Origin of the sequence: uncultured Tateyamaria sp. (assembly GCF_947487805.1) — a bacterium.
Classification (GTDB): domain Bacteria; phylum Pseudomonadota; class Alphaproteobacteria; order Rhodobacterales; family Rhodobacteraceae; genus Tateyamaria.
Map to the genome: position 1 here is coordinate 261,882 of NZ_CANKXW010000005.1, position 14,499 is coordinate 276,380.

At 63.3% G+C, this 14,499-nt stretch carries 13 protein-coding genes; 9 read left to right on the plus strand and 4 right to left on the minus strand.

Annotated features, from left to right (window positions below):
* The first annotated feature begins 184 nt into the window (after nt 1–184).
* Nucleotides 185–1,879: an NAD(P)H-dependent oxidoreductase subunit E gene (locus tag Q0949_RS14235; protein WP_299373489.1), complete on the plus strand. Its 1,695-nt coding sequence runs from the start codon at nt 185–187 to the stop codon at nt 1,877–1,879.
* Here the strand turns inward: Q0949_RS14235 and Q0949_RS14240 are convergent.
* Entirely contained in the window at nt 1,876–2,739 is an 864-nt protein-coding gene (locus Q0949_RS14240) for an FkbM family methyltransferase (RefSeq protein ID WP_299373492.1), read from the minus strand. The two genes, Q0949_RS14235 and Q0949_RS14240, sit on opposite strands and share 4 nt — an antisense overlap.
* A 99-nt stretch (nt 2,740–2,838) precedes the next feature.
* Here Q0949_RS14240 and ftsY point away from each other — a divergent pair, with 99 nt between their 5' ends.
* From ftsY to Q0949_RS14255, 3 genes are read left to right on the plus strand one after another with little or no spacing between them, the layout of a single operon-like run.
* Complete coding sequence (gene ftsY, locus Q0949_RS14245) at nt 2,839–4,146, plus strand: signal recognition particle-docking protein FtsY (RefSeq protein WP_299373495.1); 1,308 nt, start codon at nt 2,839–2,841, stop codon at nt 4,144–4,146.
* A 48-nt stretch (nt 4,147–4,194) separates the two neighbouring features.
* A complete protein-coding gene (locus Q0949_RS14250; protein WP_299373498.1) occupies nt 4,195–5,097 on the plus strand; it encodes an EamA family transporter in 903 nt (300 codons plus the stop codon).
* Between the two features lie 9 nt (nt 5,098–5,106).
* Complete coding sequence (locus tag Q0949_RS14255; RefSeq protein WP_299373500.1) at nt 5,107–5,733, plus strand: inner membrane-spanning protein YciB; 627 nt, start codon at nt 5,107–5,109, stop codon at nt 5,731–5,733.
* Here the strand turns inward: Q0949_RS14255 and Q0949_RS14260 are convergent.
* The 3 genes from Q0949_RS14260 to Q0949_RS14270 all read right to left on the minus strand — a co-directional run bounded on the left by Q0949_RS14260 (nt 5,730) and on the right by Q0949_RS14270 (nt 8,182).
* Nucleotides 5,730–6,434 carry a cyclic nucleotide-binding domain-containing protein gene (locus Q0949_RS14260; protein ID WP_299373503.1) on the minus strand — a complete coding sequence of 235 codons (705 nt, stop codon included), beginning with the start codon at nt 6,432–6,434 and terminating at the stop codon, nt 5,730–5,732. The two genes, Q0949_RS14255 and Q0949_RS14260, sit on opposite strands and share 4 nt — an antisense overlap.
* A gap of 98 nt (nt 6,435–6,532) precedes the next feature.
* Entirely contained in the window at nt 6,533–7,219 is a 687-nt protein-coding gene (locus Q0949_RS14265) for a glutathione S-transferase N-terminal domain-containing protein (RefSeq protein WP_299373505.1), read from the minus strand.
* A gap of 24 nt (nt 7,220–7,243) precedes the next feature.
* Nucleotides 7,244–8,182: an alpha/beta hydrolase gene (locus tag Q0949_RS14270; protein ID WP_299373508.1), complete on the minus strand. Its 939-nt coding sequence runs from the start codon at nt 8,180–8,182 to the stop codon at nt 7,244–7,246.
* Between the two features lie 289 nt (nt 8,183–8,471).
* Here Q0949_RS14270 and metZ point away from each other — a divergent pair, with 289 nt between their 5' ends.
* The 5 genes from metZ (at nt 8,472) to Q0949_RS14295 (ending at nt 14,489) form a co-directional block, all read left to right on the plus strand.
* Entirely contained in the window at nt 8,472–9,659 is a 1,188-nt protein-coding gene (metZ, locus tag Q0949_RS14275; RefSeq protein ID WP_299373511.1) for an O-succinylhomoserine sulfhydrylase, read from the plus strand.
* A 153-nt stretch (nt 9,660–9,812) separates the two neighbouring features.
* Nucleotides 9,813–10,916, plus strand: coding sequence for a GTP cyclohydrolase FolE2 (gene folE2, locus Q0949_RS14280; protein ID WP_299373514.1), 1,104 nt, complete (start codon nt 9,813–9,815; stop codon nt 10,914–10,916).
* 204 nt (nt 10,917–11,120) lie between these two features.
* On the plus strand, nt 11,121–11,348 hold the full coding sequence (locus Q0949_RS14285) for a hypothetical protein (protein ID WP_299373516.1): 228 nt from the start codon (nt 11,121–11,123) through the stop codon (nt 11,346–11,348).
* Between the two features lie 94 nt (nt 11,349–11,442).
* Nucleotides 11,443–12,891 carry a TrkH family potassium uptake protein gene (locus Q0949_RS14290; RefSeq protein WP_299373519.1) on the plus strand — a complete coding sequence of 483 codons (1,449 nt, stop codon included), beginning with the start codon at nt 11,443–11,445 and terminating at the stop codon, nt 12,889–12,891.
* Nucleotides 12,891–14,489: a thiamine pyrophosphate-binding protein gene (locus tag Q0949_RS14295; protein WP_299373522.1), complete on the plus strand. Its 1,599-nt coding sequence runs from the start codon at nt 12,891–12,893 to the stop codon at nt 14,487–14,489. Before Q0949_RS14290 ends, Q0949_RS14295 begins: the two co-directional genes overlap by 1 nt.
* Nucleotides 14,490–14,499: the final 10 nt, after the last annotated feature.

Sequence of the window (14,499 nt, forward strand, 5' to 3'; positions counted from 1 at the left end):
AAATTTCAGTCGCGTGGGTGTAGCACAGCCCCGTGCATCCCGTCTTAACCTCCTGCGCGTTCCCGATCGGCGTCACGGCGATGTGGATCGGCGCGTGATTTGCGCGCTGACGGGTCGCTTTTGGGCTGATTGCGCGCGGGCCCCGCTGTTAGTGTCGCCCCAAATCCGACCGAGGGAGCGTGGCATGGCACTGGATCAAGCGGAAAAAGGCAAAGGTGTCTGGAAGTCCGGCAAGGGCAAGGGGCGGGTGCGCCCCAAGGGCCGCGCGCTCGAGGATGAGGCCTGGGACGACATCCGCGCCCTTCTGGGGGACCGCCCCCGCCGCCGCGATCTGCTGATCGAATTCCTGCATCTTGTTCAGGACGCCCACGGCCACCTTTCTGCGGCTCACATGCGCGCATTGGCCGAGGAAATGCGCCTCAGCATGGCCGAGGTCTACGAGGTCGCGACCTTCTATGCCCATTTCGACGTGGTCAAGGAGGGAGAGACACCGCCCCCCGCGCTGACCATCCGTGTCTGCGACTCGCTCAGCTGCGAACTGGCCGGCGCACAGCAGCTCAAGGCAGCACTTGAGGACGGGCTGGATGCATCACAGGTCCGCGTGGTGCGCGCGCCCTGCATGGGCCGTTGCGACACCGCCCCCGTGCTGGAACTGGGCCACAACCACATCGACAACGCCACGCCCGAAAAGGTGCAGGCGGCCATCGCCGCCGGTGACACCCACGCCCACGTACCCGACTACGAAACCTACGACGCCTACGCTGCGGCGGGTGGTTACGAGACGCTCAAATCCCTGCGCGACAGCGGCAAATGGGAAGACATCCAGGCGCAGATCAAGGAAAGCGGCCTGCGCGGTCTGGGTGGCGCGGGCTTCCCCTCGGGGACCAAGTGGGGCTTTGTCCGTGGCAACCCCGGCCCGCGCTATCTGGCCGTCAACGGCGACGAGGGCGAGCCCGGCACTTTCAAGGACCGCTACTACCTCGAACGCACCCCGCACCTTTTCCTCGAGGGGATGCTGATCGCCGCATGGGCGGTCGAGGCTGACACCGCCTTTATCTACATGCGCGACGAATACCCCGCCGTGCTCGAGATTTTGGCGCGTGAAATCAAGGCATTGGAAGACGCAGGCGTCGTGGCCCCGGGCTATATCGATCTGCGCCGCGGGGCCGGTGCCTATATCTGCGGCGAAGAATCCGCGATGATCGAAAGCATCGAGGGCAAGCGCGGCATGCCCCGCCACCGGCCACCTTATGTGGCGCAGGTCGGCATCTTCAATCAGCCCACGCTGGTCCACAATGTCGAAACCCTGCACTGGATCGCGCGCATCTGCCGCGAGGGGCCAGAGGTGCTGAACAGCACCGAAAAGAATGGCCGCAAAGGCCTGCGCAGCTACTCCGTCTCGGGGCGCGTGGCGCAACCGGGCGTCTACCTGCTGCCCGCAGGCTCGACCATCACCGACATCATCGAGGCCGCCGGGGGCATGGCCGACGGACACGTGTTCAAGGCCTACCAACCGGGCGGCCCGTCCTCGGGCCTGCTGCCCGCGTCCATGCACGATGTTCCGCTTGATTTCGACACGCTGCAACCGCACGGCACCTTCATCGGATCTGCGGCGGTGGTTGTCCTGTCCGATCACGACCGCGCCCGCGACGCCGCCCTCAACATGCTGCGGTTCTTCGAGGACGAAAGCTGCGGCCAATGCACACCTTGCAGGGTGGGTTGTGAAAAAGCGGTAAAACTGATGCAGGCGGACAGCTGGGATCAGGGTCTGCTGACCGAACTTTGCACCGCGATGACCGACGCGTCGATCTGCGGGCTGGGGCAGGCCGCACCCAACCCGATCAAACTGGTGATGCAGCACTTCGCGGACGAAGTTTAATCCAGCGCATACAAGGAGTTGTTGCGCGTGCGTCCGACCAGCCGGTAACCCAGCCGCGCGAACTCCGCCACGCATCCGGGATAGTCGCCGTCCGGTCCCATGCGTTCGATCACGATGCGCGTGGGCCGCAGATCTGCGGACGACTGTTGCAGGAACGGGACAAGGGCCGCGTCTTCGTGTCCTTCGATATCGATCTTGAGCGCATCGATCCGCGTCACATCTGCCTGCGCCAGAATGTCCAGCAAGGGCTGCATCTGCACACGGCCATCGTCGCTGGCGGCGACGCTGACAATCGCCACATCGTCCTGCCGGATTTGTAGATCGACCCGCGCGGTCTCTCCCCCCACGGCGCGGTGGACGGCGTGCACATTCCCTAGATCGCTGGCCTGCGCGTTGAATTCCAACCGTGCAATCATGTCCGCATTGGCATCTATGGCCACGACCTGCCCGCCGGGCCCCGCTGCCTGCGCCAGCGGCAAGGCATACAGGCCGATATTGCACCCGATATCCACCGCCACCCCGCCATCCCGCACGGCTTCCGACAGAAACTCGATCTCCTGCGCGTTATAGCTGGGCCGCGTCAGCAGCCCGGTCTCGATCAGGTTGTTGCGCCCTTCGATCCGGTAGGCACAGCCGCGAAACCGGATATCCAGCGGCCGCCCCAAGCTCAGGATCCGCCGCGCCATCATCGCCCGCGCGGCCCCGCGTTGCAGCACCGTGTTCTGCGTCAGAGCAATCAGCGCCCGTTGCAGCGCCCCCGGTTCATGCGCGCCCCATGGCTGGTCAAACAGGGTCGCACTGCCCATGTCGCGTGTCTGGGACAGCGCCCGCCACTGTGTTTTCGAAGACTGAGAAGACATTTTAAAATTCTTTGTTGCAATGCGCGACACGCTAGCGACGGGTTGCCCATCGGGCAAGGCATCAGTACCTAGACCCAAGGCCCAACCTCCGGAGGCGCAATGGCGTTTTTCAAAAAGCTCAAGAACCGGTTGTTCAAATCCTCGTCCAAGATCGATGAAGGGTTGGAAGCGATTGTCGAGGATGGCGGTGTCGAAGAGAGCGCCGAAGAGGTGACAGCCCCAGTGCAGGCTCCTGTGCAGGCCGCGGTGCCGGAGGCCCCGGACTTGCCCGCTGTGGCGGCAGAGGAAATTCTTCCAGAGCCAGAGCCAGAGCCAGAGCCAGAGCCAGAGCCAGAGCCAGAGCCAGAGCCAGAGCCAGAGCCAGAGCCAGAGCCGCGCCCCGTCGACGTCGAAATGCAGGACCCCGCCGCGGCGGTCGAGGACGTGCCCGACGCGGTCGACCCCGAACCGGCCCCTATGCCCGCCGCATTGGACACCGGATCCCTGCTGGACGAAGACCCCGCGCCGGAGCAACCATCGCGCGGTCTTTTGGGGCGGCTTCTGGGGCGCCGGGATGCGGCCCCCGTCATGCGACGCACGCTCGATGACGACATGCTCGAACAGCTCGAAGAGCTGCTGATCGCCGCCGACATGGGCGTCGACACAGCCCTGCGCGTCACCGCCAACATGGCCGAGGGTCGCATGGGCAGGAAGCTGTCGGTGCGCGAGATCAAGGAACTGATGGCGCAGGAAATTGCCCGCATCATGGAGCCCGTGGCCAAGCCCCTGCCGCTCTATCCGCAGACGCCTCAGGTGGTGCTGGTCGTGGGCGTGAACGGGTCGGGCAAGACGACGACAATCGGCAAGCTGGCCAGCCAGTTCCGCGCGGCGGGTAAATCCGTGGTGATCGCCGCCGGTGACACCTTCCGGGCTGCAGCCGTCGAACAGTTGCAGGTCTGGGGCGACCGGGCGGGCGTGCCCGTGCTGACCGCGCCAGAGGGGTCGGACCCCGCCAGCCTCGCCTTCGAGGCGATGAGCCGCGCGCAGGCCGAGGGCGCTGACCTCTTGATGATCGACACCGCGGGCCGGTTGCAAAATCGCGGCGACCTGATGGAAGAGCTGGCCAAGATCGTCCGCGTCATCCGCAAGAAGGACGAAAGCGCGCCGCACAACACACTGCTGGTGCTGGATGCGACGACGGGTCAGAACGCGCTCAATCAGGTCAAGGTGTTTCAGGAAGTGTCGGACGTGTCGGGCCTCGTGATGACCAAGCTGGACGGCACCGCCAAGGGCGGCGTGCTGGTGGCGCTGGCCGATAAGTTCGGCCTGCCGATCCACGCCATTGGCGTGGGTGAACAGATCGACGACCTGTCGCCCTTTGATCCTGAGGAATTTGCTGCCGCACTCACCGGTCTTGAAAATGAATAGCGCGCGATTTCAACGGGTTCCAGCTGTCCCCGCGGGGACAGATGCTGAATGACCGAGTGGCTGATCAGCATTGAAGGCACAGAAACCGGCCATTCCGTCGCGCTGGGCCTTGCGATCATGGCCGCGTTTCTGCACGCGGTGTTCGGCGCGCTGCAAAAGGGGCGGCACGATCCTTGGCTGACCCGCGGCGCGGTGGACATCTCTTATGGGACGATGGCGCTGCCCTTTGCGCTGTTCGTTGTGCCCTGGCCCGAACCGCATATGTGGCCGATCTTTGCCGTCGTGTTCCTGATCCACATGGGGTACAAAATCCTGCAAGCCTGGGCCTATTCCAAGGGGGCCTATACGGTGGTCTACCCGGTGGTGCGCGGCACCGGGCCGCTCTTTGCGGTGATCGGCGCCTATTTCCTGTTTTCCGAGACGTTCACCGGGGTGCAATGGCTGGGCGTGGCGGTGCTGTTGTCGGGGATCTTTGGGCTTGCCGTCTATAACCTGCGCTATCTCGAGACCGAACGTGACACGCTCAAGATGGCGCTGGGGCTCGCGGTTCTGACCGGTCTGTTTGTGGCGGCCTACACGACCTACGACGCATACGGCATCCGCGCCACGGCCGACCCGTTCACCTTTCTGGCGTGGTTTTTCCTGATCGACGGGCTGGGCATGCCGCCCATTGCCTACCTGCGCTGGCGACGGATGCAGGACCGGCCCGCCATCGGGCCGTTGATGCTGCGCGGGCTGGCAGGCGGGATCGTGGCGCCGCTGTCTTTTGGCGCGATCATGCTGGCCACGCGACTGGACAAGGTGGGCGAGGCGGCGGTCCTGCGCGAGACCTCGACCGTCTTTGCCGCCATTATCGGTTGGCTGGTGCTCAAAGAAACGGTAGGACCGCGCAGAATTGCCCTGATGGCCTTGATCGCGCTGGGCGCGGTGATCGTCGAGATGGGCGGATAAGGGGCAGCCATGAGCAACGCACGCGACATTAACCCGATCCTCAAACAAGTACTGGAACTGGGCCCGCCGCTGGTCTTTTTCCTGATCTACCTGCGCATCCGCGACAACACCTATGTGATGGGTGGCACGGAATATTCCGGGTTCATCGTGGCCACGCTGGTTTTTGTGCCGATCATGCTGATCGCGATGGCGGTCCTGTCGGCGCTGACCGGCAAGCTGAGTCGGATGCAGGTTTTCACGGCCTTCATGATCGTCTTTTTCGGCGCGCTGACCGCGTGGTTCAACGACGAGCGGTTCTTCAAGATGAAGACGTCGATCGTCTATGGCATGTTTGCGCTTTTGCTTGGGATCGGCCTGTTGCGCGGGCAAAGCTGGCTGGCTTTTGTTCTCAAGGACACGATGCCGATGGAGGACGAAGGCTGGATGATCCTGACCCGGCGGCTGTGCCTGATGTTTGCGGGGCTTGCGGTGGCCAATGAGATCGTCTGGCGCACCATGTCCACCGATACATGGTTCAAGATCGAGACATTCGGCTTTCCGATTGCGCTGGTCGTTTTCCTGTTTTTGCAGTTCAGCGCGCTTCAGGGTTATCTGATCGAGGAAGACGAGGAAGACGAGGAAGACGAGGACGCCTAGGACCCGCGGGCGCGGGCGACCTCGTTGCGCCAGCCGTCCTGACGGGGGGCCACGGCAAAGGCGACCTTGACCGCCAGATCGCGCGAAATCATCGCCTCGAGCGCCAGTTTGAACCGCGATTTGCGCGCGGCCTGGCGGCGCAGGGCGGCGACGTTCCATTCCAGCACTTCGGCCCCTGCGCTGAGGCGTGTGCTGGCGGCACTGGGTTGGCGCGACAGATACGCGACTTCGCCCACAAAGACACCTGCGGGCATGGGAAACGTTTCGCCGCGTTTTTCGATCTTGATCTGGCCCGAGATCACGTAAAAGAGGTTTTCGACGGGCGCGCCTTCGGTGGTGATGTCGGCGTCATCCGCCAGGGTATAGCGGCGCGCGCAGGTGACCAGATCGCGGAAATCGCCGGGCGGCAGGCTGCTGAATTGCGTATAGATATCGCGGTGTTGATGGGGTACGGCCAGTTTCGACTGACGCCAGAACAGGCTGCCCAGACCGATCAGGTTGGCGGTGCCCATCGCGACGGACGTATAGATTGCGGTCCACAGCGGTGCGTCGGCCACAACCCAGTAATACCAGATATAAAGCGCCGTCCCCACAAGGATGATCAGCCGCAGCACCACCTGATTGATGATCAGGTAGGCCAGTGTAAAGGCGATGCCGGCCAGCAGCACAATGGTTTCGGCTGGCACCAAGTCGTTCAGCATGATTTGTCTCCGTCCCGGCGCAGAATTTGTACCGGAACGGGATGATCTCAAAGCGTTTTTCGGGACGTTACATCCCGATATCTGCATTTGTGAACGAATTACCCCTTTTGCTTGAACAGGCGGTCCTGGCTGTCCTTGTCGTGGGTGGTCTTTCGGCGGTCGGCGTGCAGGGCGCGACCGGCCTGAACTGCGGGTCGGTTGCCCACGGCGTCGAGCCAGCGCGCGAGGTGCGGTTTGTCGTCGAGCGTCTGTTCCTGCCCTTCCCACAGCGAGGCCCAGGGCCAGATCGCCATATCGGCGATGGAGTAGTCACCCGCCACGTATTCATTGTCAGCCAGTTGCCGGTCGAGCACGCCATAAAGACGCGATGTCTCGCCCCGGTAGCGGTCCTTGGCGTAAGGGATGTCGTGGCCCATCTGGGGCGCGTATTTCAGGAAATGGTGCGTTTGCCCGGCCATCGGCCCCACGCCGCCCATCTGCCACATCAGCCATTGATCCACCGCGATGCGGTCGCGTTCCGTGGCGCCGCCGAATTTGCCGGTCTTGCGGGCGAGGTATTGCAGGATTGCGCCGCTTTCAAAGAGGGATATGGGCGCGCCGTCCGGGCCGTCCGCGTCGATGATGGCAGGCATCCGGTTATTTGGCGCGATTTTCAGAAAGTCGGGTTTGAACTGGTCGCCTGCGCCGATGTCCACCAGATGGGTGGTATAAGGCAGGCCGAATTCCTCGAGCGCGATTGAGATTTTCCAGCCATTGGGCGTGGGCCAGAAATACAGGTCGATCATGTGGGTCCCCTTGTGTGTAGGGGATCATGATGCCGTTTTGTGCGCGGCGGGCAAGGGCAGGGGGCGGTTGGGGCGTGCAAAGATACGTGACCAGCGGGGCGCGGCCCGTCGGGGCAGCACCTGTTGCAGCGCGTCCAGGGGCACGGATGCCGGATCGCGCAGGGCGCGGGCATAGAACTGCATCACGCCGGGACGGGTATAGCCGGACCAGTGGCACACGCGCGCTTGCGGTGGCGCGATATGGCCGCCGAACCCGCGCAGCAGGCTGAGCGTGCGGGGGCAATCGATCTGGATGTTGACGGCGTGGGATAGGGACAGCCCGTAGCCCATGGCACGGTCGCCACGGCGGGGCGCGGGCATCAGCCGTTCAAAGATCAGGTCGAAGAGGTCGTTTTCCCGGCTGGTGATGTTGAGCAGCGTGGCGGTGGACCCCGCGGGTGTGGTCATCGCGTCGTACGCGCGACTGGCAAAGGAGGCGCCGGTCAGCGTGATGATGCGGTCAACGCTTTGCGCAGGCAGGCGGTGCAGCGCCTCGAAGATGACCTCGGATCCCATGGAGTGGGTGATGACGTGGATCGGGCGGAGGGGCGCGCGGGTGCGCAGATCTTGGATCACGCCTGCGAGGTGCCGCCCCGCCGCACGCGCTGACCGCAGCGCGCGCCACAGATTGCCGCGTGCGCGCCAGCCAAAGGCGATGGCCAGCCCTTCGTCCGGGTGGCCCGCGCCAAAGCCCAGGTGCCGCAGCCACTGGACACACCCCGCGCGGTCGGGGTGGCGGGCATGAGCGAATATCGAGGTATGCGGGGAAAAGCGCACCGTGTCGGGGTCGTATTTGAAACCGTGCACCATAATGATGATCGGCCCCTGGCCGCTGGCGGCGGTCGCGATGGCGGACCGGGCCGAAGCGGGCGAGCCATGCAGGCGGAGCCCCTCGGGCCCTGCATTCAGTCTCAGGATCGGCATTGCACCACCTCCTACCACATCTCGTGGGGCCCATATGGGTGAGGCATATGACGCGTGGATGAATTTAAAGTTACAGCACCGTGACGGTGTTGACGCGCAACACCTTCCTGCGTATCCCATGACGCGTGGCGATTTGTTACCGGATTGCGGGCCACACCGGCTGCTGCCCCTCGGCGGTGCGTCGGAAAATTCCGCTAAAAGGTCAGGATGAAAGCCCCCCTTTCGCTTGACCCGCGTCTGGGGGTTTTTTGTGGCCTGACCCCATTTCAGGCCCGTGACGGAGACTATGATGTCCGAAAGTTGGAAAGCGCGGACCCGCGCGGTTCATGGCGGCACGCGCCGCAGTCAATATGGCGAGGTCAGCGAGGCGATTTTTCTTACCCAGGGGTTTGTCTATGACAGCGCCGAAGCCGCGGCACAGCGGTTCGAACAGGCGGGCGAGGACGAGTTCATCTATGCCCGCTATGGCAACCCGACGGTGCGGATGTTCGAGGAACGTATTGCGTTGCTCGAAGGGGCGGAGGACGGGTTTGCGACCGCGTCCGGCATGGCGGCAGTGTCAGGTGCGCTGACCTCGATGCTCAAGGCAGGCGACCGGGTTGTGTCGTCGCGGGCGCTCTTTGGGTCGTGCCTTTACGTGCTCGAAGAGGTGTTGACCCGCTATGGGGTCGAGGTGGAATTTGTCGACGGCACCGATCTGGACCAGTGGCGCGCGGCGATCACGCCGGGCACGCGCGCGGTGTTTTTCGAGAGTATCTCGAACCCTACGCTCGAAGTTGTCGACATCGCGGCGGTGTCGGACCTTGCCCACGCGGTGGGGGCCACCGTTCTGGTGGACAACGTGTTTGCTACGCCGGTCTTTTCCGACGCGATTGCGCAGGGGGCGGATGTGGTGATCTATTCCGCAACCAAGCATATCGACGGGCAGGGCCGCGCGCTGGGCGGCATCATCCTAGGCACGCGCGATTTCATCCGCAAGACGGTCGAGCCCTACATGAAACACACCGGCGGGTCGATGTCGCCGTTCACGGCCTGGGTGATGCTCAAGGGTCTGGAGACCATGGAGTTGCGCGTCCGCGCGCAGGCGGCCGGGGCGTTGCAACTGGCGCAGGCGCTGGAGGGGCACGACGCCTTGGCGCGGGTGATCTATCCCGGACTGGAGAGCCACGCGCAGAACGATCTGGTCGCGCGCCAGATGGGCGGCAAGGGCGGCACAGTCCTGTCGCTGGATCTCGCGGGCGGGCAGGCGGCGGCGTTTGCCTTTCTCAATGCGCTGACGATCCCGGTGATCTCGAACAACCTGGGCGATGCCAAGTCGATCCTGACCCATCCGGCGACGACAACGCATCAGAGACTGCCGCAGGATCAGAAGGATGTGCTGGGCATCACGCCCGGACTGGTCCGTATGTCCGTGGGCATCGAGGATGCCGACGATCTGGTGGCCGATGTCCTGCAAGCATTGGAAAAGGCAGTATAATGCCAAAACGGCCCGTGGTGACACGGGCCGTCAGCAGCGTGAACTATTTGTCATCCAAGTTGCAGTTCTACACGTAAACGTTAGCAATATTGGAAAAGTGCGGTGAGGTGGCTTACATACTCATCACACGCAGACAAAAAGGGGGGCTACTTTATGAATATTCATACGCCCGATATCACCGCAATACCCGAACGCGATGACGCCGAGGCCGCACTGGACGTGCTGCGCCGTTGGGCCAAAACCGCCTCGACAACCGAAATTCTTGAGCTGGACCCGTCCGTGGCGCGGCTGGTGCCCGGCGGAGATGCCGTGAACTATCCGTCCTTTGCGCGCAGCTATCCGGACGAATTTGTCGTGGACGGCGCTTACAAGGACACGCTGCCCGATTTGCAGAACGGGCCATCCAGCCTGATCCGCGGGGCCAAGCAGCAGATCCAGCACGTGGGCATCTCGAACTTCCGCCTGCCGCTGCGGGTGCAAACCCGGTCGGGTGATGCGCTGACGCTGGAGACGTCGGTGACCGGCACCGTCAGCCTTGAGGCCGACAAGAAGGGCATCAACATGTCCCGGATCATGCGGTCGTTTTACAAACATGCCGAGGAGACCTTCAGCTTTGAGGTGATCGAGGCGGCGCTGGACGACTACAAGGCCGATCTCGAAAGCTTTGACGCGCGCATCCAGGTGCGGTTTTCCTTTCCGATGAAGGTGGAGAGCCTGCGGTCGGGCCTGTCGGGATACCAGTATTACGACATCGCGCTGGAGTTGGTGGAAAAGGCGGGTGTGCGCAAGAAGATCATGCACCTCGACTATGTCTATTCGTCGACCTGCCCGTGCTCACTGGAGCTGTCCGAACATGCACGTGCCACGCGCGGGCAACTGGCCACGCCGCATTCGCAGCGGTCGGTGGCGCGGGTGTCCGTGGTGCTGGATGGCGATGCGGATGTGCTGTGGTTCGAGGATCTGATCGAGGCTTGCCGCCGCGCAGTGCCAACCGAAACGCAGGTGATGGTCAAGCGCGAGGATGAACAGGCCTTTGCTGAGCTGAACGCGGCCAACCCGATCTTTGTCGAGGATGCGGCGCGTCTGTTCTGTGAACAGCTGCTGGCGGATGTGCGCGTGGGCGATTTCCGCGTGGTGGCCAGCCATCAGGAAAGCCTGCACAGCCATGACGCGGTGTCCGTCCTGACCGAAGGCGAGACATTCGCCACCGACAGCATTGATCCCAGGATGTTCGCGACACTGTTCCACGTGGGCTGAGCATCCATGGAATGACGCATGAGGGGCGCGCCTGCCGGGTGCGCCTTTTTCATGTTCAGGTGCGGTCAATAAACAAGTGTAAACAAAGCGCTTACCCGTCTGCCGCAACCCGGCCATGCAGGATGGGCATTGGTATTCTGCGCTGCGGCATTCTATATTTGAGCCATCGGGAGGACATGAAATTCTAGACCCACGAGGTATCCGATGGCCTATATCACACACAACAACACTTCCGTTCTGTCCACTATCTGGGACGGCATTTCCAGCTTTTTCGTAACGGTGAGCCGTGCGCTTTCCGTGTCCTATGCAATGGACGCCCGCATGCGCCGGATCGACGCGCTGAACGCCAAGACAGACGCAGAACTGCACGCGATGAACCTGCGCCGTGCGGACATTCCGGCATATGTGTTTCGCGACCTGATGCACATCTGATCTGTGCCCCGGCACCTCGCCTGACGCGGGGTGCCACGCCTTGCCCGCTCTGTCGGCTTGACACCCTTGCAATAGGGCTTCAACGCTGGGCGCGATGATTGACCTGCGCCCCGTTGGATATGTGATCGGCCTGCTTGTGGCCGTTCTTGGCATTGCGATGCTGCTGCCGCTTTTGGTCGATCTGGCCGAGGGGCGCGGGCATTGGCCCGTTTTCGCAGAAAGCGCCCTGATCACCATTCTGACCGGCGGTGTCATCGCCCTGAGCTGTGCCAACGGCGTGCGCGAAGGGCTGACGATCCAGCAGACGTTCCTGTTGACCACGGGCGTGTGGCTGGCGCTGCCGATCTTTGGCGCGCTGCCGTTCTTTTTTGGCGCGACTGAGGCACGGTTTGTGGACGCGTTTTTCGAGGCGATGTCCGGGCTGACCACCACCGGGTCCACGGTGTTCTCGGGGCTGGAGGAATTGCCCAAGGGGCTGTTGCTGTGGCGCGGCATTCTACAATGGCTGGGCGGGATCGGGATCATCGTTGTGGCCATGGTCTTCCTGCCCGAATTGCGGGTTGGGGGGATGCAGATTTTCCGCACCGAAGCCTTTGACACCTTTGGAAAAATTCTGCCCCGCGCGACCGAGATCGCGAGCCGGATTTCGGTGATTTATGTCACGCTGACCCTGATCTGTACCTTGTGTTACATCACCGCCGGGATGGGCAGTTTCGATGCCACCGTACATGCGATGACGACGATCGCCACGGGCGGGTTCGCCAATTATGATGCGTCTTTCGCGGCCTTTGGTCCGGCGGCATCTTATGTGGCGACGGCCTTCATGATCCTCGCCGCCTTGCCGTTCGTGCGATTCGTGCAGTTGAGTGCCGGGACGGCGCGGCCGCTCTTGCAGGACACGCAGATCCACGTGTTTCTGGCCACGGCCTGCATCATTGTCGGGCTGATCGCCATCTGGAACGTGTGGCAGAGCGGCGCGTGGGGTGAGCCTGCGGTGCGCACGGCGCTGTTTAACTCCGTATCGCTGATGACGGGCACCGGTTATGCCAATGCGGATTACATGCAATGGGGCAGTTTCGCGATCACGGTCCTGTTTTTTACCGGATTGATCGGGGGGTGTGCGGGGTCTACGGCCTGTTCGATCAAGGTGTTCCGGTATCAGCTGCTCTTTGCGTCGATCCGCGCACAGCTGCAAAAGACGCGCAGCCCCCACGGCATTTTCACGCCCCGCTATGCAGGCCGGGCCGTGGGCGAGGATGTGTTGAACTCGGTCATGTCATTTTTCATGTTCTTTACCGTCACGCTGGGCCTTTTGGCGGTTGCGCTGGCGATGACGGGCCTGGATTTCGTGACCGCCGTATCGGGTGCGGCGACCGCGCTGGCCAATATCGGCCCCGGCCTTGGCGATCAGATCGGCCCGGCGGGCAACTTCGCGGGCCTCAACGATACCGCCAAATGGCTGCTGGCGGCGGCGATGCTGATCGGGCGGCTGGAGCTGATGGCCGTCTACGTAATCTTTACCCTGCAATTCTGGAGAGCCTGATGTCGCAAACCCGGCCCCTTGGCGCGCAAATTTCCCACATGCTGAAGGATCGGGGGGTCGATACGATTTTCGGCATTCCGGGCGTGCACAATCAGGAAATGTACCGCGGGATCGAAGAGGCGGGGATCACCCATGTGCTGGCGCGGCACGAACAGGGGGCCGGGTTCATGGCCGATGGCTATGCGCGCGCGACGGGCAAGCCGGGGGTGGCCTATGTGATCACCGGGCCGGGGGTGTGCAACATCATGACGCCGATGGGGCAAGCCTATTCCGACAGCGTGCCGATGCTGGTGATTTCGTCCTGCCTCGACGAGGTGGCGGCGACACGGGGGCAGTTGCACCAGATGAAGGACCAGCGCGCGGCGGCAGGGACCGTGTGCGACTGGTCCGAAGAGGCGCGCACGGCCGCCGCGGCCTATCAGCTGGTGGACCGGGCGTTGGTGGAGTTTTCGACGCGCCGCGCACGGCCCAAACATATTCAGGTGCCGATTGCACAGCTGGAGGCGGAGGCGGCGCCTGCAGTGCCGCGTGGGTCCGAAGGCGCAGGTGCAGAGCGTTTGCCCATCGACCCCGCGCAACTGGACGGCGTCGCGCAGCGTTTGATGACGGCGACGCGTCCGCTGATCGTCTTTGGCGGGGGTGTGGCTGTCGATGGACTAGAGCGCGCCGTTGCCGAGGTGCTGGAGACATGCCGGGCGGCGGCGTTCACGACCTATGCCGGGCGCGGCCTTGTGGCGGCGGACTATCCCTTGCGGCTTGGCGCGACGCTCGCGCGCCCCGACAGTGCCAAGCTGCTGGAGGCGAGCGATTGTGTCCTGTTCATCGGCACGGATCTGTCCGAGGGGGACCTGTGGCGCGCAGAGCCGGGGCACCGTCCGGGAGCCATCCATATCAACACGGATCCCGAGGTTCTGGCGCGCGCGCATCCGCAGGACATGCGGTTGTTGACGGACGGGGTCGAAGCGATTGCCTATTTGGCGGAGCATCTGAGCGGGGAGGCCGCAGCTGGCTGGTCGGCGGATGTTATTGCGGGCTATCGCGACCGCTGGCGCGCCGAGGTGGATGCGGAGCGTCCGGGGATTGTGCCCGTCTGTGATGCGCTGCGTGCCTGCCTGCCGGAAGGCACCATGATCTATTCGGACATGACGCAGCTGGCCTATACCGCCAAGGAGGTCTGGGACATGGACCGCCCCGGCCACTGGCATCACCCGACAGGGTTCGGCACGCTGGGCTATGCCACACCTGCGGCCATCGGCGGTGCTGTCGCGCGCAAGGGATTGCCGACGGTGGCGATCATCGGGGATTACGGGTTTCACTATACGATGGCGGAATTGGGCGTGGCGGTGGAACTGGGCCTGCCACTGCCGATCATCCTGTGGGACAACACCAAGCTGGGCGAGATCGAGGACAGCATGATCCGTGCGCAGATCGCGCCCAATGCGGTGGTGGCGCACAACCCTGATTTCTGCAAGTTGGCAGAGGCCTTTGGTGCCCATGCGGCAGCGCCCAAAACGCTGGCCGAGATGCAGGAAACCGTCCGCGCCGCATTTGGCGCAGACGGTCCGACCTTGGTCTACCTCACCCCAGACATCCTGTGATGACGGAGTA